The sequence below is a fragment of the Proteiniphilum sp. UBA1028 genome (genome assembly GCF_002316955.1).
Classification (GTDB): domain Bacteria; phylum Bacteroidota; class Bacteroidia; order Bacteroidales; family Dysgonomonadaceae; genus Proteiniphilum.
On record NZ_DCEN01000056.1, the window covers coordinates 51,987 to 74,021 of the forward strand.

Annotated in this window: 16 protein-coding genes and 3 riboswitches; of the genes, 9 read left to right on the forward strand and 7 right to left on the reverse strand. The window is 45.7% G+C overall.

Annotated features, from left to right (window positions below):
• Positions 1-143 precede the first annotated feature (143 nt).
• Entirely contained in the window at positions 144-1,580 is a 1,437-nt protein-coding gene (locus B3Z75_RS10415; protein WP_294071297.1) for a CCA tRNA nucleotidyltransferase, read from the reverse strand.
• A 149-nt stretch (positions 1,581-1,729) separates the two neighbouring features.
• On the opposite strand from B3Z75_RS10415, the gene B3Z75_RS10420 reads away from it, so the two are divergent.
• From B3Z75_RS10420 to B3Z75_RS10440, 5 genes are all read left to right on the forward strand, one after another.
• The gene (locus tag B3Z75_RS10420) at positions 1,730-2,554 is read left to right on the forward strand and encodes a hypothetical protein (protein WP_294071300.1); all 825 of its coding nucleotides are present in this window, start codon (positions 1,730-1,732) and stop codon (positions 2,552-2,554) included.
• 46 nt (positions 2,555-2,600) lie between these two features.
• The gene (locus B3Z75_RS10425; protein ID WP_294071303.1) at positions 2,601-3,065 is read left to right on the forward strand and encodes a hypothetical protein; all 465 of its coding nucleotides are present in this window, start codon (positions 2,601-2,603) and stop codon (positions 3,063-3,065) included.
• A gap of 234 nt (positions 3,066-3,299) precedes the next feature.
• Entirely contained in the window at positions 3,300-4,808 is a 1,509-nt protein-coding gene (gene accC / locus B3Z75_RS10430; RefSeq protein WP_294071307.1) for an acetyl-CoA carboxylase biotin carboxylase subunit, read from the forward strand.
• 27 nt (positions 4,809-4,835) lie between these two features.
• Positions 4,836-5,339, forward strand: coding sequence for a biotin/lipoyl-containing protein (locus B3Z75_RS10435; protein WP_294071310.1), 504 nt, complete (start codon positions 4,836-4,838; stop codon positions 5,337-5,339).
• 11 nt (positions 5,340-5,350) lie between these two features.
• A complete protein-coding gene (locus tag B3Z75_RS10440) occupies positions 5,351-6,883 on the forward strand; it encodes an acyl-CoA carboxylase subunit beta (RefSeq protein WP_294071313.1) in 1,533 nt (510 codons plus the stop codon).
• Positions 6,884-7,035: 152 nt separating this feature from the next.
• Here the strand turns inward: B3Z75_RS10440 and B3Z75_RS10445 are convergent, their stop codons facing one another.
• The 5 genes from B3Z75_RS10445 to B3Z75_RS10465 form a co-directional block, all read right to left on the reverse strand.
• Positions 7,036-8,538, reverse strand: coding sequence for a PKD-like domain-containing protein (locus B3Z75_RS10445; RefSeq protein ID WP_294071316.1), 1,503 nt, complete (start codon positions 8,536-8,538; stop codon positions 7,036-7,038).
• Between the two features lie 36 nt (positions 8,539-8,574).
• The gene (locus B3Z75_RS10450) at positions 8,575-10,038 is read right to left on the reverse strand and encodes a PKD-like domain-containing protein (protein WP_294071319.1); all 1,464 of its coding nucleotides are present in this window, start codon (positions 10,036-10,038) and stop codon (positions 8,575-8,577) included.
• Between the two features lie 45 nt (positions 10,039-10,083).
• Complete coding sequence (locus B3Z75_RS10455) at positions 10,084-10,953, reverse strand: hypothetical protein (protein ID WP_294071323.1); 870 nt, start codon at positions 10,951-10,953, stop codon at positions 10,084-10,086.
• Between the two features lie 30 nt (positions 10,954-10,983).
• On the reverse strand, positions 10,984-12,072 hold the full coding sequence (locus B3Z75_RS10460) for a YncE family protein (protein WP_294071359.1): 1,089 nt from the start codon (positions 12,070-12,072) through the stop codon (positions 10,984-10,986).
• Positions 12,073-12,197: 125 nt separating this feature from the next.
• Positions 12,198-14,312: a TonB-dependent receptor gene (locus tag B3Z75_RS10465; protein ID WP_294071326.1), complete on the reverse strand. Its 2,115-nt coding sequence runs from the start codon at positions 14,310-14,312 to the stop codon at positions 12,198-12,200.
• Between the two features lie 160 nt (positions 14,313-14,472).
• Positions 14,473-14,687, reverse strand: a riboswitch (cobalamin riboswitch).
• Positions 14,688-15,048: 361 nt separating this feature from the next.
• Positions 15,049-15,293: riboswitch (cobalamin riboswitch) on the forward strand.
• A 160-nt stretch (positions 15,294-15,453) separates the two neighbouring features.
• On the opposite strand from B3Z75_RS10465, the gene nrdD reads away from it, so the two are divergent.
• From nrdD to B3Z75_RS10485, 4 genes are all read left to right on the forward strand, one after another.
• On the forward strand, positions 15,454-17,571 hold the full coding sequence (gene nrdD / locus B3Z75_RS10470) for an anaerobic ribonucleoside-triphosphate reductase (RefSeq protein ID WP_294071329.1): 2,118 nt from the start codon (positions 15,454-15,456) through the stop codon (positions 17,569-17,571).
• Positions 17,565-18,026, forward strand: coding sequence for a 4Fe-4S cluster-binding domain-containing protein (locus B3Z75_RS10475; protein WP_294071332.1), 462 nt, complete (start codon positions 17,565-17,567; stop codon positions 18,024-18,026). Before nrdD ends, B3Z75_RS10475 begins: the two co-directional genes overlap by 7 nt.
• 51 nt (positions 18,027-18,077) lie before the next feature.
• Positions 18,078-18,292: riboswitch (cobalamin riboswitch) on the forward strand.
• A gap of 106 nt (positions 18,293-18,398) precedes the next feature.
• The gene (locus B3Z75_RS10480) at positions 18,399-20,420 is read left to right on the forward strand and encodes a TonB-dependent receptor plug domain-containing protein (protein WP_294071335.1); all 2,022 of its coding nucleotides are present in this window, start codon (positions 18,399-18,401) and stop codon (positions 20,418-20,420) included.
• Between the two features lie 13 nt (positions 20,421-20,433).
• Positions 20,434-21,510, forward strand: coding sequence for a YncE family protein (locus B3Z75_RS10485; protein WP_294071338.1), 1,077 nt, complete (start codon positions 20,434-20,436; stop codon positions 21,508-21,510).
• Positions 21,511-21,620: 110 nt separating this feature from the next.
• Here B3Z75_RS10485 and B3Z75_RS10490 read toward each other — a convergent pair whose 3' ends face one another.
• Positions 21,621-22,031 carry a hypothetical protein gene (locus B3Z75_RS10490; RefSeq protein WP_294071341.1) on the reverse strand — a complete coding sequence of 137 codons (411 nt, stop codon included), beginning with the start codon at positions 22,029-22,031 and terminating at the stop codon, positions 21,621-21,623.
• Positions 22,032-22,035: the final 4 nt, after the last annotated feature.

Sequence of the window (22,035 nt, forward strand, 5' to 3'; positions counted from 1 at the left end):
AAAATTATTTACGCGGAAACGCCATCGACTCATTGAATTCCATACGATTAAAAAAAGTGAATCGTATAAAATTTCGAACGATAAACATCTTTATAACCTAAAAGTTCATAAAAAAGTGAGGATTTACCTCTATCGTGGCTGAATCAATTATCTGGGAGAGGCTTCAGATTTAACTCACTTGCTTTTTTCAGCAGAAATTTGTACGCAGCACTGTGTTCATTGGGAATCACACCGTCAAGAATAGCTTCCTTAATGGCTGATTTCAACAAGCCCACCTCGCGCCCCGGCGGGAGACCAAACAGATCCATAATCTCCTGCCCATCGACGGGAGGTTGAAAATTGCGTACACGATCTTTCTCCTCTATCTCCAACAATTTTTTTCGCACAATTTTGAAGTTGTTCATAAACCGCTTCACTTTCTCCGGGTTTTTGGAGGTAATATCGGCTTCACAAAGTGTCATCAGATCGTCAATGTCATCACCCGCATCAAAAAGCAACCTACGTACAGCAGAATCCGTCACCTCCTCTTCCACCAGCTGCATGGGACGCATGTGTAGCGACACCATTTTTTGGATATATTTCATTTTTTCGTTTTGGGGAAGCTTCATTCGTCTGAATATTTTTGGAATCATTTTTTCACCAATGAAGTTATGGTTGTAGAATGTCCACCCCAGTTTCGGATCCCAGCGCTTTGTGACGGGCTTCGCAATATCGTGCAACAAGGCAGACCATCGCAGCCAGAGGTTGTCGGTTTGGCGGGAAATATTATCGAGCACGATGAGAGTATGCTGAAAATTGTCTTTATGCCCTACCCCGTCTTTCGTTTCAGCTCCTTTTAGTGCGGATAGTTCCGGAAAAATAATATCCAGCAGGCCTGTCTTTTCGAGAAGGTTAAGACCGATAGAAGGTTTTGGTGACAGAATGATTTTGTTGAGCTCGTCCGTGATGCGTTCCATGGAAACAATCTGAATGCGCTTCTTATTTTGCCCGATTGCATCGAATGTATCGGGGTGAATGTCAAAGCCCAGCTGGGAGGCAAAACGAACGGCCCGCATCATACGCAGCGGATCGTCGCTAAAAGTGATGTCAGGGTCGAGAGGGGTACGAATAATCAAATCCTCCAGATCCTGGATGCCGTTAAAGGGATCAAGCAACTCCCCATAGCGATCGTTGTTCAGACAAAAAGCCATGGCGTTGATGGTAAAGTCCCGCCTTTTCTGGTCATCCTCCAGTGTACCGTTTTCTACGATCGGCTTCCGCGAATCATGACTGTATGATTCTTTCCGGGCACCCACAAATTCAATTTCAAGATCTTTGAACTTCAGTTGTGCAGTACCAAAGTTTTTAAACACCGTCAAATGCGTCTGCCTGCCCAGCTCTCTCGCAACAGCTTCGGCCAATGCGATTCCCTTACCCACGGCCACCACATCTATATCCTTTGAAGGACGGCGCAAAAAGAAATCGCGCACATAGCCTCCAATCAGAAAGCATGGCAGTTTATTTTCATCTGCCACACGTGAAATAAGCTTTAATACAGGAATATTTAAATAAGACTGAATCTCCTCTTGGGATATCTCCATATACATCTTCACTACAGCTACTTATCTGTTATAAATTACAAATTTACAATAAATGGGCTTTAAAACGTCCATTTTGCCGATATATTTTGTAAATTTGCAATATAAAGATGAGTAGAAGGTAATTTTTGTAAGATAAATTTTCTTTTGCAATGCGCTTTTTTATTCGATTCTCCTTGTTGTCGTTTTTATTGCTGACTTTTTTCTCCTGTTCAGGAAAGAAAAGAGATGCAAAAACTTATTTAACGGAAGCCGAACAGGCATACAATGAATCGAACTATATACTTGCCAAGTTGAAGATTGACAGCATTAAGATCCTTTATCCTAAATCTTTTAATGAGATTAAAGAGGGGTTTGCCCTGATGCAGGATATACGACTTGCAGAAAACAGAAGGAACATCCTTTTTTGCGATTCCATGTTACGGGAAAATTACAATCAGTTGAGCGAGGTACTCACACGCTTCGATTATGTACGGGACGATCGTTATCAGGAATTTGGCGAATACTATCCAAAAATTTATCCCTATCAATCGTCGTTGAACAAAAATGGTCTCCGTTCAGGCGTTGGCGAAAAGGGTTTTTTTTTCATCGAGAGTATCTTATCGGGAACTCCTATTAAGCACAGTAAAATAAAAGTATCCACGAAAGAAGGCAGTTTTGCCGAAACGCTAGCCGTCACTTCCGACGGATTCAACTACCGTTTTCGGACAAGTGACAAAACCTACGAGATTGTCCGGTATACTGGGAACAACGAAAACGGAGTAGCCCGTTTCATTTATAGTTTCCCCCATGAACCAATCCGGGTGACTTTTATTGGAAACAGAACCATCTCCATGACGTTGGACGATGCTGCCAAACAAGGTATAGCCCAATCTTTTGAACTATCCACGCTGCTGCTCAACATCGAGCAGTTGAAATTTGAAAAGGAGAAGAGTGAAACATTGATTCGTTATCTGGAGAGTAAAGTAGATAATTGAGAATCATTATAATTTAGCACATTCACAAACACACATTCACAAACAAATGAAAAGAACTACATTCGCTGCAATCGCTCTTGTTTTTATTTTGGCAAGTTGCGACAATTTAGGAGAAAACATCGGCTCCGACAACAACTATTTGTCCTTTGATGGAAAGAAGACATCCATCCGGTATGGAAAGTCTTTTCGCACGGGCGACAGCTTCACGTTCCAATTGTATACCGACAGCCAAGGGGCTGCAGGCGATAATTTTATGGAATTGACTTTTCCTGCCACGCTGACAGACACCATATTCACAATCCCTTTGGCACAAGGCGAATGGCAGGTAAATGGTGCCGTAAACGGCATGACCTATTCTGGTAACAGCTCGGGTAGAACTGCTTTTCAAAGTGCCAACGTACAAATTAAAGTTTTGGACGGTACAGGTATCAGCGATTTGAAGATTTCTCTTGCATTACCTGATAACCGATGTGTTACCGGTTTTTATAAAGGAACAATTAACGGATTTTAACATGACCGGTAAAGTTTAAATTATTTGTATTTTCTACTTTGCTGACTATTTCGCACCAAAAAAGGCACTCCAGATAAATGGGGTGCCTTTTTTGGTGCATCATCTGTATAATGCACACATCTATGAAATATGTGCAATCCGGGAACAATTAATACTAAAAATTGTTTGAATAATATTCTTTTGAAAAATTGAATCGGGTGTATAAGGTAAAATCAATTTTAATCGTTGTGAGTTGTGATAAATAAAATATTAATAGCAAATCGGGGAGAAATAGCTATTCGTGTAATGCGTACATGTAAAGAAATGGGTATTCGTACTGTGGCAGTCTATTCCGAGGTCGACCGTACTTCACGCCACGTTACATATGCCGACGAAGCGGTATGCATAGGTTTGGCCTCCTCTCAGGAAAGTTATCTCCGAGCAGATAAAATTATCAGTGCAGCAAAGCAGTTTCAAGCCGATGCCATTCATCCTGGTTATGGTTTTTTGAGTGAGAATGCCGATTTTGCACGACGCTGCAAGGCAGAAGGTATCATTTTTATTGGTCCTTCGGCAGAGAGCATCGAGGCAATGGGCGATAAGATCTCTGCCCGCCGGAAGATGCTGGAAGCAAAAGTCCCTGTCGTTCCTGGCACCTCAGAAGATATGAAGCCAAGGGACCTGTTTCGGGTATGTCGGAAAATAGGATTTCCTGTCATTATCAAAGCAACAGCAGGAGGTGGAGGTAAAGGGATGCGACTGGTTTACGAAGAAAAACAGTTGCAGGAAGCTTACGATGCCGCGAAATCGGAAGCATTGGCTTCGTTTGGAAATGATTCTGTTTATATCGAAAAATACATTGAGTCGCCCCACCACATAGAAATTCAGTTTCTGGGCGATTCTTACGGAAATGTGATTCACCTGTTCGACCGGGAATGTTCGGTACAGCGTCGTCACCAAAAGATCGTTGAGGAGAGTCCCTCCCCTTTTATCGATGAGAAAACCCGTATGGCAATGGGATCCATCGCCGTCAGAGCAGCGAAGTCCATTGGTTATACCGGGGCAGGAACTATCGAGTTTCTGGTAGATGGGGAAATGAACTTCTACTTTCTCGAAATGAACACACGCCTTCAGGTGGAACATCCCATTACGGAAGAGGTATTGGGTATAGACCTGGTGAAGGAGCAAATCCATATAGCCAACGGGAAGAAATTGCGCTTAACCCAGAAGAGATTGCACCAAAGGGGGCATGCGATCGAGTGCCGTATATATGCAGAAGATCCCGATAATAATTTCGCCCCTTCGCCCGGCATTATTCGTCATATTCAAACTCCCGAAGGGATTGGTGTACGGGTAGACAGTCACATTTACAATGGGTACGAAATACCGGTCTATTACGATGCAATGATTGGCAAACTGATCGTATGGGCTACCAGCCGTGTATATGCACTGGAGCGGATGCGCCGTGTACTCTACGAATATAAGATCACGGGGGTAAAAACCAACATCGATTATCTCCGACGAATTATGGATACACGAGATTTTGTAAAGGGTAATTATACAACGCATTTTATCGAAGACAACAGCAAGAAGCTGCAGAAAAGCGCCGGCATTGACAATGAAATAGAGGATATGGCCACTATTGCTGCCTATATTGACTATATTGTAAACAGCAATGACGTGCCTTCAGCCTCGCCCATTGATAACCTTCCAATAAGTCGGTGGCGTGCTTTTGGCAAACAAAAGGGAGTATTGAGGATTTAATCTTCTTATCAGCAAACATATATTAACATGAAGGCAAAGATAGGCAACAGGATGTGCGAAGTGGAGCTGTTATCGAAAGATGGAAATAAGGTGGAAATATCTGTCGACGGAAAAGTATATAATATCGACGTGGTAATGTCTGAGAACGGGTTTTGCTCCATTCTGCACGAAGGGCGTTCCTATAATGCAGAATCTGTGAGGCATTCGGATGGCAAATATACAATCACCACCAATTTTCGTTATTTTGATATCGAACTTTCCCATCCACAGAAAAAATATGTAAGAGGACGACAACCGGCAACTGAAGAAGCACAGGAAACGATTGCTTCTCCCATGCCGGGAAAGATCATAAAAATAATGGTTTCCGAAGAGATGGAAGTAAAACAGGGTGATCCGCTCATTGTGGTGGAAGCCATGAAAATGCAGAGTACCTATACGGCAGCTCAAAATGCCATTGTGGAAAAAATTCACGTGGAAGAAGGCGATTCCGTAATTCGGGATCAGACACTCATCACATTCAAAACAACGTAACAATAGCAACGATGACATTACAGGAAATATATGAGGACTTTGAGGAAAAAAACCGTGTAGCCGAGGCAGGCGGAGGTGAAAAAGCAGTTGAGAAGCAAAAAGAGGCAGGTAAACTGACAGCACGCGAAAGAATCAACATACTGCTGGATGATAGTACATTTGTGGAGATTGATAAACTGGTACTTCACGAAACACATCAATACAATATGCAAAACAAGCGCATCCCAGGGGATGGCGTAGTATGTGGTTATGGAAAAATTGACGGTCGTCTTGTTTACGTATATGCGTATGATTTTACCGTATTTGGGGGATCTCTTGGGCGGTCAAACGCCAATAAGATTGTCAAAGTACAAAAGTTGGCACTAAAAAACGGAGCTCCGGTCATTGCGTTGAACGACTCAGGCGGAGCACGTATACAGGAAGGTGTGACGGCCCTCAGTGGTTATTCCGACATTTTTTATCAAAATATTAAATCATCGGGTGTGGTTCCCCAGATCTCAGCGATCTTGGGTCCATGTGCGGGTGGCGCCTGTTATTCTCCGGCATTGACCGATTTTATCTTTATGGTAAAAGAGAAAAGCTACATGTTTGTTACCGGTCCTGATGTTGTAAAAACAGTAACCCACGAAACATTGACTAAGGAGGAGTTGGGTGGCGCCGGTGTTCACTCGGTCAAAAGCGGAGTAGCTCATTTTGTGGGAAACGACGAAGAAGAGACACTGATGATGATCAGGGAGTTGCTGAGTTTTCTCCCCTCCAATAATATGGAAGACCCTCCTTTGGTTCCTACCCGGGACAACATCTATCGTGAATCACCCGGGCTGCAGACACTGATTCCCGAAGACTCAAATCTTCCTTATGACATAAAGAAGCTCATTGAAGAGATAGCCGACGAGAATTACTTCTTTGAGATTATGCCGCAGTTCGCACAAAACATGGTAATTGGCTTTGCACGCCTCGGAGGTCGTCCCGTGGGGATCGTAGCAAATCAGCCGGCTTATCTGGCTGGAGTACTTGATATTGATGCTTCGGATAAGGCGGCACGATTTATCCGGTTCTGCGACTGCTTCGATATTCCGATTATATCTTTTGTGGATGTACCCGGATTCCTTCCCGGTCGCGATCAGGAACACAACGGCATCATCCGACACGGCGCCAAGATTGTGTATGCCTATGTGGAAGCCACCGTACCTAAAATCACGCTCATCACACGAAAGGCATACGGTGGTGCCTACGTGGTCATGTCTTCCAAGGAGTCGGGAGCTGATGTGAATTTTGCCTACCCGAATACCGAGATCGCCGTGATGGGCGCTGCGGGAGCCGTGAATATCCTTTACCGTTCTTCCGGCGAGGTGGAGAAACAGCATGCCGTGAATGAATACAGCCATTTTTTTTCAAATCCCTACCGTGCAGCGGAAAAAGGATATATTGATGAGATCATCCTGCCCAAAGACACCCGTTTCAAGTTAATTCAGGCATTGGAAATGACGGCCAACAAAACAGAATCAAATCCCCCTAAGAAGCACGGAAACATGCCGTTATGAAACCGAAACATCGTGGATTCGAAAATTGACAGAAAACGGCTTGATTTCCGGTGAATTTTGTTTGCTGTTTTTTTAATTGCCGTTTTTGTGAATACCTTTGTCAAAGTTTGAAGCTTTGACAAAGGTAAATATTTTCCTCCTCAGACCGGGAATTACTCTTTTATCGTGTTAAAACTTATACCTCTCATATGCAAATCGTATGCGCCGGCAATCTCGGCAGATGCTTCGCCTAACCAACCGTTTTCTTTGTCCACGCCGTTATATACTTTCACAAAATCGATACCGGGAAGGTTGGCAGGTTTGCCCTCTTTGTCTATTGCCCAATCGATGTCGATTCCGGCATTTTCTGAGTGGTTGGGGTAATTATCGGCATAGCCGTAGCGGAAAGCATAAAGCACGTAATAGCTACCTTGTCCACTTTCGTCAATACCATTATCGGCAAGGCGGATACCTTTGTAGGTGATCTTGTCTTCTTTTATCCATCCCGGATAGTAACTCTGCTTGTGGAACCCATTCTTTACTTTGTAACCTTCCTGTCCTTGGTTGTCTGTCCAATAAATATAATTTTTTATAGGTGCTTCGTCATCGTTAACAGGACGGTAAAATGTCATTTCGTAATCGCGGAAAGTGCGCACGTCGTTTTTATTGTTCACAGCCATTTCATACCACGACTCATTCTCTGCAGTAAAATTTCCGCTGCCTTTAATTTCGTACCACTCATCGTCGTCGGGTTTTCCGTTTTTATTTTTATCGTAAGCCACCATAATAACCGCCGGTTCACAGCTACCGCCAAAAGGTGCATCGGGACGGGGATTGGCTGCTGCGCCAAAAGCATTTCCGTTGATGGTGAAATCGCGTTTACCCGAAACATTGGCTATGGTGTGGTCAAAATCAAACGTAACGTATCCCCCCCAGCCGCCGAGGGTAATCATTGTGGCATTTTCACCCACCAAATGAGAGGCAGTTTTGGCAACCATATCGTCGTGCGTGTCGCCTTCATCATATTTGGGTAGTTTGTTTACAAATTGTCCGGGAGCGGGCAAATAGTCAAACACGTGCGAAATGTAGGGCGATTGCACTTTTTCTCCGGCACGAACCAGTATCATATATCCGTCTTCCAACCCGTCGGGTGTGATAGCTTTGATGGTATAACGTCCGGTTTTTGCCGAGATGAACTGAGGCACTTCCGTTTCGGAATATTCCAATCGGTATAAATCGCTCGATGCTTTGATTACTTGCCACTCTATGTTTTGTATTCCTTCCAAACTCCTGGGCGTTTCCAGCGGTAAAACAGTATTTGTTAATGCGTTTATGGGGGTGAAGTTGCCCACTTCAATGGAGATTACTTTTTGTGCCATTCCGCTCGATGATGCGGCGCGAAACACCAACGTGTGCGTTCCGGCTACCGATGGCGCGGTAAAGGTGTAGGTGGCGGCAGTACTTTCTTCCACTCCGTTAAGGAGCCACGTATAAATGGCATCGGGTGCATTTTCTACGGTGGGTTTCAGTTCCAACGTTTGTTTCACGGTGGCGATGTATTCGCTTTCGAGTCCCGAAATAACGGGAACAATACCCACTTCGGCTTCTTTGGTACAGCTTGCAGCGAAAAGTACCGCAAGTAAGATGTATAATGTGTATTTGTTGATTGATTTCATTTTATTAATAGGAATTAAAAGATTATTCTACTCGTATCATATGTGTTTGTCTAAGATTTGGCCCACATATAAAATTCTACCCTCTTTCATATTGGCATCTTCCACTACCTGAGGTGTTACAGAAAAGTTTTTCTCAAACGGATATACTATTTTTCGTACTCTTACAAAGTTTATTCCGATAAGCGAAACACGTTCCCCTTTTTCGTTTACCGCGTCATCAATATCAATGTTCAGTTTTTGATTGAATGAGTTGCCACCAGTAACATCACGTGTTATGCGTTTTCCTTTCCGGGTAATGACGCTTGGCCAGCCGTCTAGTTTTATTACTTCTTTCCTTTCTTTATCGATCATAAAATATCCGGGGAAGAACCCTTTGGTGGATACGTCGCCACTGTTTGTAATGGAACTTGATAATCTTTTACTGTAATGAACCTCTCCCAATTGCTGCTCAGCTTGATTATCTTTCCATTCAAAATAAGTATTAAGGCTCATTTCGTCTGTTTCAACACGGTCATACGTGAAGGTGATTTCATAATTAGCCATATCTTCCTTACCCCAATCGTGGTTTTTAATTTCGTACCATTCGTCTTCATCCGGCTTTCCGTTTTTATTCTTGTCGTATGCCACAAAAACCTGCGGTAGATCAAATTGCGAAAACTTCGCACTAATTTCCAAGTCTGTTTTTCCTTTTATGTTGGCTACTGTATGATCAAATTCAAAAGTGGCGTATCCTCCCCAGGAACCAAGATGAATACCGTTAGCGGGGCTTCCTTTTCTTATCTCTGTTGCTTTATTTATAAAGTCGTTGTATGCTAAGGGAAATTCGTTTCGATTCCACATCGTTTCTCCACCAATAAGCGACCAGTCAAGCCCGTTTGCCGGAGCCGGATAATACTCTAATAGCGTGTAAGCGCTCTGTTTATAGTCTGCCTCTTCCACCTTCACAAAAGTTGTTGTAGTTACGGATTGTTTTCCAGCAGATACGGTGAGTTTCAGTTCGTAGTCGCCGGGGTTAACTTCAATAAAATTGATGTTTTTTTCTTTTCCTATAACGGCGTCGTAAAGCATCCATTCGTACTTGTAGTCGTTGCGTTCGGGACCGGTTATTTTGGGCGTGATTTCAAGCACATTACTTTTGGAAGTGGTGTAAATGGGTTTGTCGAACGAAATTTCGATGGGTGCTTCCACCTCTATTTTAAACGCCTCGTCGGCTGCCCCACCTTTGTTGCTCGCCTTGAAAATCACAACAAACATGCCGGGCTGTGTGGCAACAAAGGTGTAGTTGGTGGTGGCATCGGCAATTTTTTTCCCGTTCAGCGTCCACTCGTAATTATTCCCTTTCAGGTTTTTGACGCTGGGAGCCAGCGTTATTTTGTCGCCTATGTTTAACAGGTAGTCGCTGGTTTCGATTCCCGAAATATCGGGAGCCAAAATCTCTTCCTTACACGCGGTAAAGAGCATCGCCGTGAATAGTATGGCGAAAAGAATCTTCTGTTTCATTTTGCTTTTGAGTTTATGAGTTAATGAATTTGTTTAAAGGATTTATTATTTATTTGGTTCAGCGTATATTTCATAATCAAATGCATTTTCTTTGGGGGCGAACTTCAACAAAACAATGGTTGATGTGGAAGTAATCCAGATGCTTTGTGGTTGCGCATTTTCTATTTTGTTATTGAACAGTGTCTGATATTTCTTCCGCAATAAATCGGTATTCTCGATCGTGTAGATTGGATTGGAATATAACCGAGTAATGTAGTCGGAAAGAGTTTTTCCCTTTCCGGATGAAGTGTCTCTCAAAAAAAAACGTATTCCAGGTATATTATTATGGAAAGTTTTTAAGATGGCAAATTCCGTATTTTCCGATAAAGCGTCTTGAAACCCTTCCGTATGATCTCCCTGTTTGGTTATATCTATCCAGTTATAACCCAAAAAATCTTTTTTATCGGTAATCTGTATGCTCACTGTATCGCTATAAATTACCGCATTATTTTTGTATCCGAGCAGGCAGGTCTTGTACTCGTCGGGTAAAAAGAAATTATGCCCCCATTGGAATGTAAAGTTTGCAGAATTACTTTCGGAATCGGAGGAATAACTGAAAACCTTTCGGGTTTTCTCTAAATTTATCACTTTCCACACAATGGAATCGTATGATGCTGATAAGGTAAAGATGTTCATAAAAGGAAAATCATTGCCATCTATTGATATGCTAAACGTTACCATCTCAAAAATATTCTGTTCTTTATAAGATGCTTTCAGTTTTGGTTTAATTAAATCTTGAGTTGCTGTTTCCGTATCTTCATTCTCTCTAATTTCTTCAGTTTCGGGTTCTTTTTCTGCATTGTCTATGACCTCGTTGTGTTTTGAACAAGACGAAATCAATAGTAAAGCCAAAAGGAGGTGAATAGTTGTTTTCATATATGTCTGTCTTATAGGGCTATTTCTTTTTTATTTACTTGGCACCAGCACAAAATGCGCTGGAATTTGCCCCGCCTCCAATTCCCACTTCTTTCGCCCGCCGGCGGTGAAGCAGTAGAGCGCGCCGGGAGTAACGTAGTTCCCGGCATCGGTAATGTAAATATCTTTGTTTACGGGGTTTACCATAATGCCGTAGGGCTTTTCAATCCGTTTGTCGGTTCCGTCTGTAATGATGTTGCGGGTGATAATTTCGTGTGTCCGCGTATCTACAATGCTGTAGGTGATTTCCCAGTCGTGGGTAATGTAGCTGAACTCCGTTCCGTAGACGTAGAGTAAATCATCGTCAATCCAGTAGTTGGTGGCGGCAATGGGTATGGTGTCGGTTACTTCTCCCTTTTGCCGGTCAATGAAAAACAGGCAGGCAGGCAATTTCTTGTAATCGCCGCGTGAACTTACCCACAGGTTACCTCGGCTGTCGGCTTTTATGCGTTCGAGGTTGTAGGCTACATCGATACGTTTTTCTTCTTTAAAGGTGGCTATATCTATAACCGAAACGGTGCGTTCGTAACCCGATGTGCTTCCCGCACCCATATATCCGCCTGAGTTGGCAACATAAATTTTGTTGTTTACAATTTCCAGCTCATCGGGCTGAAAGCCCACCATGCACCTGTTCACCTCTTTCAGCGTGGCTGTATCTACTTTTGCCACAAAGCCGCGCTGTTCGTAATTGGGATCTATCACTACCGGTCCAGCGTACGAAGTAACATAGGCATACCCCCCGTGAAACTTGATAAAGCGGCAATTGGGTATTTCTATTTGTGTAATGCGCTTGGTGGTTGCCACGTCCATCACCTCCACCTTGTTGGATACATTGATAACGGCGTAGAGTTTACTGCCATAAAGTTGCAAGTCGTTGCCCACATCACCCATCTCTTTGGGAACGGTGGGGTTGCGTTCGGCATAGATGTTTTTTTTGTAAACGGCGGTGGCAAAGTCGTAATAATCCAACGTAGCTTTGTTGTTACCCATATTGCCCTCATTGAGGAGGTAGAATCCCCAATATCCGTCAATGTGTTCGGGAAAGCCGCTAAAAATAGCTTCCGAGAGAATCACTTCCATATCATCGCGACAGGAGGAGAAAAATACTAACAGAACAATCGCCAGAAAGGCAATTTTGCGTTTTCTTGCCTCTTTTTCTTTTGATCTTCCTTTTTCGGTTTTCGGTCTTTTGTTTTCCGCCTTCATCATATTTCTACAGTAATTGAAAGTTTATAGTTTCTTTGGGGCATAGGGTAATTAAGCACCACTTCGTAGTCCTGGTTCAGCAGGTTGTTTATTTCCAATGCCGTTCGCAGATTGATTTTCCGTACCGTAAATTTCTTGCTCACCGTCATATCGTTGGTGTACCAAGGCTGCTCATACTCGGTGGGGATGTTTGCCGAGCTATGGTATCGTTCGCCCACGTATATAAAACTGTAATTCAACTGCCACGATTTGTAATCGAGGCTTCCCACTACCGAACCGTTGTGCCACGGTATGTAGGCTATTTGTCCGCCCCACGTGCTTGCTTGTAAAACAGAGCTTTTGCGTTTGGTAAAATCCTGCGCTTTTTGATAGGTGTATGTGAGACGAAGATTGAAAAACAGGTCTTTAAGTGGTTCAACGGTCGCCGATGTGGCTACATCCACGCCACGAATCTCCACGTATCCCAAGTTCATCATCATCCATCGGTATTGTCCGCTGCCTTTGGGTACGGCTACAATTTTATCGGTAACTTCGTTGTAATAGGCATCGGCTTGAAGTTCCCACTGCTTAATGATGTTTTTCTCATGCATTTTTTCGTACCTGAATCCTGCATTATATTGGTGTGTAAACTCCGGCTTTAATTGAATGTTGCCGATATCGGTATAATAAAGGTCATTAAACGTGGGCATCCTGAAGATGTGCTTGTAGAAAGCCCTGATGTTGAAGTTTTTGCTTTTGAAAGGTTTGTAGGATATAAAGAACGCGGGAGTAAACTCTTGTTTATTGGGTGCGGCTTTCGCGTTGTCACCGGCGACGGTGTTTCCCGAACTTATTCGTTCTCGTACAAAAGTTGCCAGCATGCTTCCCTGCATTTTCACTTTGCCCAGGTCGGCCGCACTTGCCAAAGCAACGAGCGTGGTAACCCGTTTCGGGAAAACAAAACCGTCCAAATCGGATATGAGTGCATTGTATTGCATATCTGCAGATAGCACGGCATCCCATTTGTTGGTAACGTTATATCGGTTTGCCACGGAAAAATAGGTCTCTTGTTGTTTAAACGTGTTGTCGATAAGCATCAGTGTGGTGTCGGGATTAAGGTAGCGCATATAATCGTAGGCATATTTGGCATTTACCAACAGATCGTATTTTGGTGTAACGCTTTTCTGAAAAACACCTTGCATGAAGAAGCTACGATCCCATTGCCGCTGAGAATTTTTCCACCGGTTATTCACGATAGCTCCGGGTATGCCGCGTTCCGAATCGTAGAAATAGGTTTTCACTCTCCAATATCCTTTCGGAATTGTTCCGAACACTCCTCCTTCAAACCGGGAGGAAATGATATCGCCATTTTCTCTCACAGCGGTGGTGTCGTACATTACCGTGCCGGTATTGGGGAAAATGCGTCGATAACGATACCTGTATTTTCCCGACGAGTTGATATGCTCACCGTTGATGGAAGCACTTAGGTTGTCATTGATTTTGTATTCGTATAACAGGGAAGGATTGACCAGGTTGAAAGAACCGCCTTTAACTGAAGTATGCAGGTTGTATCGTTTGTTTCCCTCGAAATGCGGGGTGCGCGAACGGAGATAAATTGTAGCAGACGATCCGAAATCTTTTCCCGGCTGAAAGATATTGCTTTTTTGTCCGTTGTAAAGCGATATCTCTTCTATGTTTTCCAATGAGAATTTACCCAAGTCTATTTGTCCGTTCTGTGCGTTTCCCAACTGAATGCCATCGTAAAAAACCCCCACGTGATGGGTTCCCATACTTCGTACGTTCACGGTTTTCAGCCCCCCGATGCCACCGTAATCTTTAAGCTGTACACCTGAAAAAAAGCGTATGGCATCAGCAACCGAAAAAGAACTCAGTTTTTTGAGTTGTTCGCCCGACAGTTTTTGTACGGGAATTACTTCTTTCATCAGAGGACTTCCGTAAACCACAAACTCGTCGAGCTGAAGAAACATCGCCGTTGAGTCGCTGAAAGATTGAGGGTGATCGGTCTTTGCCGCTGGCTGCTGCCGGTTATCCAAGCTGCTTTGACCATATAAGTTTGCTGTCATGATCAGCAAACCGATAACAGCCAAACGTGTGGGTTTCTTACATAGATTCATTTTACCGAAAATTATGCTTCCGGAAAGTGAGAGGTATTGAGTAAAATTAACGCACGTATGAAGTGGTTCTTTGTAAAAGTAGAGTGACCAAAATAATAAAATAGAAAAAACTGCCGTGGTGCGCGTTTTAGTACTTCAAGCTCCAATTCCCCGAAAGCTATGAAACATTTTTATTTTGGCAGGTCTTCTGACTTACTCCCGTGTCTGAACGCCTTCCCGTACCCGTTACAGGGACAGTGGCAATTGAGGTAATTGTTCAGCACATAAGCGGAGCTTACAGCAGCGGGTCTGTTCAGGATTTACACCTGATTCCCTTTTCATTATTCACCACGAAGAATGTAGGTGGCGAATAACACCAAAATGTGAAGTTACAAAGGTAGAAAAGATATTTTACAATTCGACATTTTTTTAGATTAAAGATGTTAACATTAATTTACTCCAACTGTAACTATCTCCAGTTATTATTTCAACTTGACTACTTATGAAGGTGTGGCGAACGAGGTGAATCCAAAAACAGGTCCCGGATTCATTTTTCGATCAATGTATATCCAAAAAGACATTTCGGAAGTTTAAAATGACTTTGGAATTTTCCAAAAAGTAAAATTAATATTTTTATTTTTTGGAAAAGTTTTCCCGTATAAAACATTTAACTCAGAAATACAGATAGATATGATAATTTATTGTGTTTGTTAATAACTTTATTTGCAAATAAATTGTAGTAAAAAAAATAAATAATTACCTTTGTTGTTCATTTGGTTTTTTATTCACGCAACCACCATACGCCGCGAATAAGATTAAAAGGGAATGCCGTGCAAGTCGGCAACAGTTCCCGCTGCTGTAAGCTCTTTTTGAATAAGCTTCGTGCACTACTCATCACCACTGGCAATTCACAGCTCTCAATGTGGGAGCTTTCTAACAAAGCCGGGAAGGACGCGCGAAGAAGGAGTAAGTCAGAAGACCTGCCAGATGTGTTTGCACTTTTTGATCTCTTTCGGGTAAAAGGAGAATCGAAAATAGAGACAATGCTGCCTTTATATTTCTTGTAGTCCGGTCAATTGCCTTCCAAAAGGCAATCCTGTTCCCGAATCGAAAAGTGTGCCCCTATTGATCTGTGTGTATAATATTAAAAAAATATCATCGTATGGGAAATAAGGAAATTCAGATTGTGAAGCGGGACGGAAAACAGGTTCCCTTCTCCATCAAGAAGATTGAAAACGCCATTGCCAAAGCATTTCTGTCGGTCGGCACGTTTGCTACCGAAGATGACTTCATCTCTATTCTTTCTCGCCTTCACATCTCCGATGGCATGACGGTGGAAGAGATCCAGAACCAGGTTGAGACAGCATTAATGGCAGAAAGATACTTTGCCGTGGCCAAGTCGTATATGCTCTACCGGCAGAAGCATGCCGAGACGAGGGAGGTCCGCAACAAGATGAACTTCCTGATCAACTACTGTGAGGCACAGAATGCGGCGACCGGGAGCAAATATGACGCGAATGCCAACGTGGAGAAGAAAAATATTGCCACGCTTATTGGGGAGCTACCCAAGAAAAACTTTATCGACCTCAACCGCAAGTTAATCACGGACCGCATGAAGGAGATGTATGGCAAAGAGCTGTCAGACAAGTATATGGATCTTCTGAACAAGCATTTCATCTACAAGAATGATGAGACCAGCCTGGCCAACTATTGTGCCAGCATCACCATGTACCCCTGGCTGCTCAACGGCACTCTTTCCATCGGCGGTAACTCCACCCCACCCACCAACCTGAAGTCGTTTTGCGGCGGATTCATCAATATGGTGTTCATGGTGTCGAGCATGTTGAGCGGCGCCTGCGCCACACCCGAATTTCTGATGTACCTCGATTATTTTGTCCGCAGAGAGTATGGAGACAACTATTACAGGCGGAGCCGGGAGGTGGTTGATCTCTCCTTGCGGAAGCGAGACATCGACAAGGTGATTACCGACTGTTTTGAGCAGATCGTCTACTCCATCAACCAACCCACCGGTGCGCGCAACTTCCAGGCAGTCTTTTGGAATATATCCTATTACGACCGGTATTACTTCGAGAGCCTGTTCGGTGAGTTTCTGTTCCCCGACGGAACTCGCCCCGTCTGGGAATCGGTCAGCTGGCTGCAGAAACGATTTATGAAGTGGTTTAACCACGAGCGTACCAAAACGGTGCTAACCTTTCCGGTGGAGACGATGGCGCTGCTCTCGAAAGATGGCGACCTGATGGACCCGGAGTACGCAGACTTCACCGCCGGGATGTATGCCGAGGGACACTCCTTCTTCACTTATATGAGCGACAATGCCGATTCGCTGGCCAGCTGCTGCCGTCTGCGCAATGAGATACAGGACAACGGATTCAGCTATACGCTGGGCGCGGGGGGTGTTTCCACCGGTTCCAAAAGCGTGCTGACCATCAATCTGAACCGCTGTATCCAGTTTGCAACACGCTCAGGCGAGCCCTACGCACGCTTTCTTGAAGAGGTGGTGGACCTGGTACACAAGGCACAGATCGCATACAATGAGAATCTGAAGATGTTTCACAGGAAAGGAATGTTGCCTCTTTTTGATGCGGGCTACATCAACATGGATCGTCAATACCTGACCATCGGAGTGAACGGGCTGGTGGAGGCTGCCGAATCGCTGGGAATCAAGATCAATCCCAATCCCCACTACGTGGCTTTTGTGCAGGAGATCCTGGGCATTATCGAGCGGTATAATAAAAAATACCGATCGAAAGAACTGATGTTCAATTGTGAGATGATCCCGGCAGAAAACGTGGGTGTGAAGCATGCCAAATGGGATAAGGAGGATGGATACCAGGTGTCACGCGACTGTTACAACAGTTATTTTTATCGGGTGGAAGACTCGTCGCTGAACGTGATCGATAAATTTCGTCTGCATGGGCGGGATTACATTGCTCACCTGACCGGCGGATCGGCTTTGCACATGAACCTGGAGGAGCATCTCTCCCGGACGCAGTATCGCCATCTCTTGCGTGTGGCTGCCCTGGAAGGGTGCAACTATTTCACCTTCAACATTCCCAATACCGTGTGTAACACTTGCGGCACCATCGACAAACGTTACCTGACCCATTGCCCGGAATGTGGGTCGGAGAATGTGGATTACCTCACCCGTGTGATCGGATATATGAAACGGGTAAGCAATTTCTCACTCCCCCGCCAGCAGGAAGCGGCTTCCCGTTATTACGGCAAACCGGAGAAAGAGAGGGAGTTGTTGTCATGCTGAGGTTTGTGGATTACGATATCTTGTTTCAGGAGATCCCCGATGAGGTAACCCTGGCGATCAACCTGTCGGGATGTCCCTACCGATGTAAGGGGTGTCACAGTCCCCAGCTGCAAACCGATATCGGGGAGGAACTGAACGAAACCTCTCTTGCTCAGCTACTCGGGCGGTATGGAGAAGCCGTCACCTGCCTCTGCTTCATGGGGGGGGATGCAGATCCGGAAGGTGTCTGCCGACTGGCAACCTATGTTCGGAAGTACCGTACAGGAGCCATTCATACCGCTTGGTACTCCGGCAGCAATCAGTTATATGATACGGCCCGTTTCTGTTTTGATTATGTGAAAATCGGTCCCTACATCGAGGTATTGGGTGGACTGGACCGGCGAGGCAGCAACCAGCGGTTGTACCGCCTCCAAGAAGGCCGTCTCACTGATATCACCGATCGGCTGCAGCGATAATATTTGTATGCAGGAAAGAAAAAACTCATGTGATTCCATTTTTTTTCGTACCTTTGCTGTCAGAAAATTGGTGTAACGTGTTTCATTCTTAATCCTGGGCACGTTATGAAAAGGGAATCAGGTGTAAATCCTGAACAGACCCGCTGCTGTAAGCTCCGCTTATGTGCCGAACAACTACCTCAATTGCCACTGTCCCTGTAACGGGTACGGGAAGGCGTTCAGACACGGGAGTAAGTCAGAAGACCTGCCAATAATTTACAGAACAGTTACATGGCTTTCGGGGATTAAAGCTTGAAAACGACACGCAACAGAATCATTTTTTTTTACGTGTTTCATTTTCATCAGGCTTTACCGGAATAAAATTCGGTATCGATGAGGTTATTTTTACAATCACTCTTTTTATGGGGTTGTGCGGCATTATGTACACCGGCTGCAACCCCTGCACAGTCGGTTTCCGACACCATCGGACTACCCGAGGTAATCGTCATCGAGCGTTTCACCGACCGGAAGATTCAATCCACGGCACCTCGGAACATCTTTACCGGGGAACAGATTGGACAGCTCAACGCCCTGCAGCTCTCCGATGTGGTGAAGCACCTGCCAGGTGTAACCATCCGTGATTACGGCGGTATCGGGGGACTGAAGACCATCTCGGTGCGGAGCCTGGGAGCACACCACACGGTGGTGAGTTACAACGGCATTGTCCTCTCCGATCAGCAGACGGGGCAGATCGACATCGGCCGTTTTTCGCTCGATAACGTAGAGCTCCTGACGCTGCACAACGGACAGGATGACCGCATCTTCAGGCCAGCACGTACTTTTTCCGCCGCATCGGCACTGGAGATCACCACCGCAGCTCCCCACTTTGCCGGCAACGAGAGAATGAATGGCAAAACTACCCTACGAGGCGGCTCTTTCGGACTCTTCAACCCCTCGTTTTTGGTCAACAGCCGCCTCTCAGGGCGTGTGACGGCCTCCCTCAGCAGTGAATGGATGCGATCACGTGGCAACTATCCCTATTTGCTGCGTTACGGCGCCTCCGCAGGAGACAGTGCCTCGCGTGAGCGGCGCATCAACGGCGATGTGGAAAATCTGCGACTGGAATCGTCGCTGCATGCACAATTCTCAGACCGTAGCCGGGGCGATCTACGTCTCTATTACTACACCTCGGAGCGAGGACTGCCAGGTGCCACCATTTTTTACAACACGCTCCACAATGCCGGTCAGCGCCTGTGGGACCGTAACTTCTTCCTGCAAGGACATTACCAACATGCTTTTTCCCGCAAATGGGAGATGCAGACAGACGGCAAATACCAGCAGAGTTACCTTCGCTACCTCGACCCTACCTATCTGGGTGCAGAGGGTAAGGTGGAGGATATTTTTACCCAGCATGAGCATTACGGCTCACTGTCTGTCCTCTACCGGGCTTTTCCCAACCTCTCATTCTCCATTTCGGGCGACCTGATATCGGCAACAATGCATGCCAACCGGCAGGGATTTGTCACCCCCACCCGGCTCACCTCCTACACGATGGTGGCTGCCAGGTGGGTGAATGAACAGCTGCTGGCCACCGCCAGCCTTCTTCGCACCCAGACCTTTGAGTCTGCAGAAAATGGAACGGCAGGCACAAACCGCAACCGTCTCTCCCCCTACCTCAGTGCATCCTTCAAGCCCTTTCAGAACCACGATCTGCGCCTGCGGGCCTTTTATAAGAAAAGCTTCCGGCTCCCCACCTTCAATGATCTCTACTACCCGCAGGTGGGGACGCGCAACCTGTTGCCGGAAGATGCGGAACAATATAATATCGGAGTCACCTACGGCAATTCTACCGGGAATCACATGCCACAGGTGACGGTTACGGCCGATGCCTATCACAACCGGGTGGAGAACAAGATCGTGGCCTTTCCCACCGGTAACCTACACCAGTGGGCCATGATCAACGTGGGCAAGGTGATCATCAATGGAGCCGATTTTTCGCTGGAGAGCGAAACGGCAATGACAGAGAAGATGGTGTTGCACGCCGGCGCCAGCTACACCTGGCAGCGAGCTGCCGACCGTACCGACCGACAGCAGGTCAACTACGGACACCAGCTCCCTTACACTCCCCGTCATTCGGGGGCAGCCCGTGCAGCGCTGGAATTTTACCGGATGCAGCTATCCTACACGCTGATCTGGTCGGGTTCGCGTTACAGTAACGGCTACAACGATACAGCCTACCGTATGAAAGGATATGCCGATCACAGCATCTCCCTTCAGAAAGAGTTTTCAACCCACCTGGGGAGGCTTGTGCTTGTTGGCGAGGTGCTGAACCTCATCGGCAGGAACTACGAGATTGTACGGAACTACCCCATGCCGGGCCGTTCCTACAGAGGAACGCTTATCATTCACTTTTAAATAATTCTATGCAATGAACAAAAAAAGAGTTTATCTTTATCCGATGCTCTTTGCAGCAGTGCTGCTCTGGAGCTGTGCCAATAACGACAATCCCGGAGAAGAAATTCCCGGGAATGGCAAAGCGCTACTTATCCTCAACGAGGGCGGCATGGGCATGAACAATGCCACGGTGGCACGTTATGACCTTGAAAAGGAGAGTCTCAACCCTTCGTATTTCCTGGGTATAAACAAAAGAGGGCTGGGCGATGTGGCCAATGATATGCTGCAGTATGGATCGAAGATTTATATCGCGGTGAGCAAATCGGGGACCGTGGAAGTGGTGGAAGCTGCCACCGGTAAATCAATCCGCCAGATCATGATGGAAACAGTCAGTGGAGTGAGCAAGGAGCCGCGTCGCATTGCCGCTTACGGCGGCAAGATATACATCACCTCCTTCGATGATACAGTTACCCGTATCGACACCCTCTCCTTAGCTATCGACGGGTCGGTGACGGTGGGAATGGACCCGGAGGGGATCGCCATCCATGGCAACAAGATCTACGTGGCCAACTCGGGGGGACTGAACTGGAAAAACGGGTACGATAATACCCTCTCGGTGGTTGACCTCACCACATTGACCGAGGAGAAAAAGATAGAGGTGGGTACCAATCCCGGTGCAGTGCAGGCGGATAGTCAGGGAGACATCTACCTCTCGGTAACCGGCAACTACGGTGACGAGCCGGGTACCTTCAAGGTAATCCGCTCAGGTAAAGGTACAGTCGAAACCATCGCCGGCATCGATGCGCCGCAGAAGTTCGTGATCAGCGGCAATAAAGCCTATATCATCACCGGTTCCTACGGTGAACCCAACAAGCTGGTCGTCTACGACTGCCTGAAAGAGGAGATCGTGAGCCACAGCTTTATCAGCGATGGTACCGTGATCCCGATTATGAACAATGTCTCTGTCGATCCTTCCTCCGGAGATCTCTTCATCGCATCCACCGACTACGTGCATCCAGGCGATCTCTACTGCCTTGATAAGGCAGGCAAGATGAGGTACCGTCTTTCTGCGGTGGGCATGAACCCCTCCGTGGTGCTGGTACAAAATTGAAAAAAGCTGCACAACAGGATTCTGTCAGCAGCTTCTCTCTACTTTTTATTATTTTGATAGAAAGGCATTCCAAGTGATTGGCGTGCCTTTTGTTTTTGTCACCAACGATATTACCGGCTGTGCGTCCGGGTGTCATACTCCACCGAAGCACCGTCCCTGCTCGCGGAAAACGGGACAAATCCCTCTTTCCTTTTCAGATAGAATATTTCCGTCTCGTCTTTCGAATCACGGACAATCTCCAGCAATTCAAAGCCCTCTTTGCTGAGCATGTTTAAAACGGCAATCATGCCGTTGAACGAGATTGCACGACGGCGGTCGTCGGTGATCTGTGGAACACGTCCACCATTACCCCAATCAACCCTCACTGTAATCTTTGAGCTTAACAACGGGCCCGAATCAGACCAGATGCGGATATAGTCGGCGTCGAGCTCACTGATTGGTGTTTCATTCACATACTGAGCCCTGGCAAGCGAAATGCTGCCAATGGCAAAAAGAGCAAAAAGAAGAATTTTAGCTTTCATCGTT

Bases quoted from the DNA above. Each gene is read 5' to 3' on its own strand.
- B3Z75_RS10490 (WP_294071341.1), bottom strand. From the start codon at position 22,031: ATGAAAGCTAAAATTCTTCTTTTTGCTCTTTTTGCCATTGGCAGCATT.
- B3Z75_RS10465 (WP_294071326.1), bottom strand. From the start codon at position 14,312: ATGAATCTATGTAAGAAACCCACACGTTTGGCTGTTATCGGTTTGCTG.
- B3Z75_RS10480 (WP_294071335.1), top strand. From the start codon at position 18,399: ATGAGGTTATTTTTACAATCACTCTTTTTATGGGGTTGTGCGGCATTA.
- B3Z75_RS10455 (WP_294071323.1), bottom strand. From the start codon at position 10,953: ATGAAAACAACTATTCACCTCCTTTTGGCTTTACTATTGATTTCGTCT.
- B3Z75_RS10435 (WP_294071310.1), top strand. From the start codon at position 4,836: ATGAAGGCAAAGATAGGCAACAGGATGTGCGAAGTGGAGCTGTTATCG.
- B3Z75_RS10425 (WP_294071303.1), top strand. From the start codon at position 2,601: ATGAAAAGAACTACATTCGCTGCAATCGCTCTTGTTTTTATTTTGGCA.
- B3Z75_RS10460 (WP_294071359.1), bottom strand. From the start codon at position 12,072: ATGGAAGTGATTCTCTCGGAAGCTATTTTTAGCGGCTTTCCCGAACAC.
- B3Z75_RS10485 (WP_294071338.1), top strand. From the start codon at position 20,434: ATGAACAAAAAAAGAGTTTATCTTTATCCGATGCTCTTTGCAGCAGTG.
- B3Z75_RS10415 (WP_294071297.1), bottom strand. From the start codon at position 1,580: ATGGAGATATCCCAAGAGGAGATTCAGTCTTATTTAAATATTCCTGTA.
- B3Z75_RS10420 (WP_294071300.1), top strand. From the start codon at position 1,730: ATGCGCTTTTTTATTCGATTCTCCTTGTTGTCGTTTTTATTGCTGACT.
- B3Z75_RS10475 (WP_294071332.1), top strand. From the start codon at position 17,565: ATGCTGAGGTTTGTGGATTACGATATCTTGTTTCAGGAGATCCCCGAT.
- B3Z75_RS10445 (WP_294071316.1), bottom strand. From the start codon at position 8,538: ATGAAATCAATCAACAAATACACATTATACATCTTACTTGCGGTACTT.
- B3Z75_RS10450 (WP_294071319.1), bottom strand. From the start codon at position 10,038: ATGAAACAGAAGATTCTTTTCGCCATACTATTCACGGCGATGCTCTTT.
- B3Z75_RS10440 (WP_294071313.1), top strand. From the start codon at position 5,351: ATGACATTACAGGAAATATATGAGGACTTTGAGGAAAAAAACCGTGTA.
- nrdD (WP_294071329.1), top strand. From the start codon at position 15,454: ATGGGAAATAAGGAAATTCAGATTGTGAAGCGGGACGGAAAACAGGTT.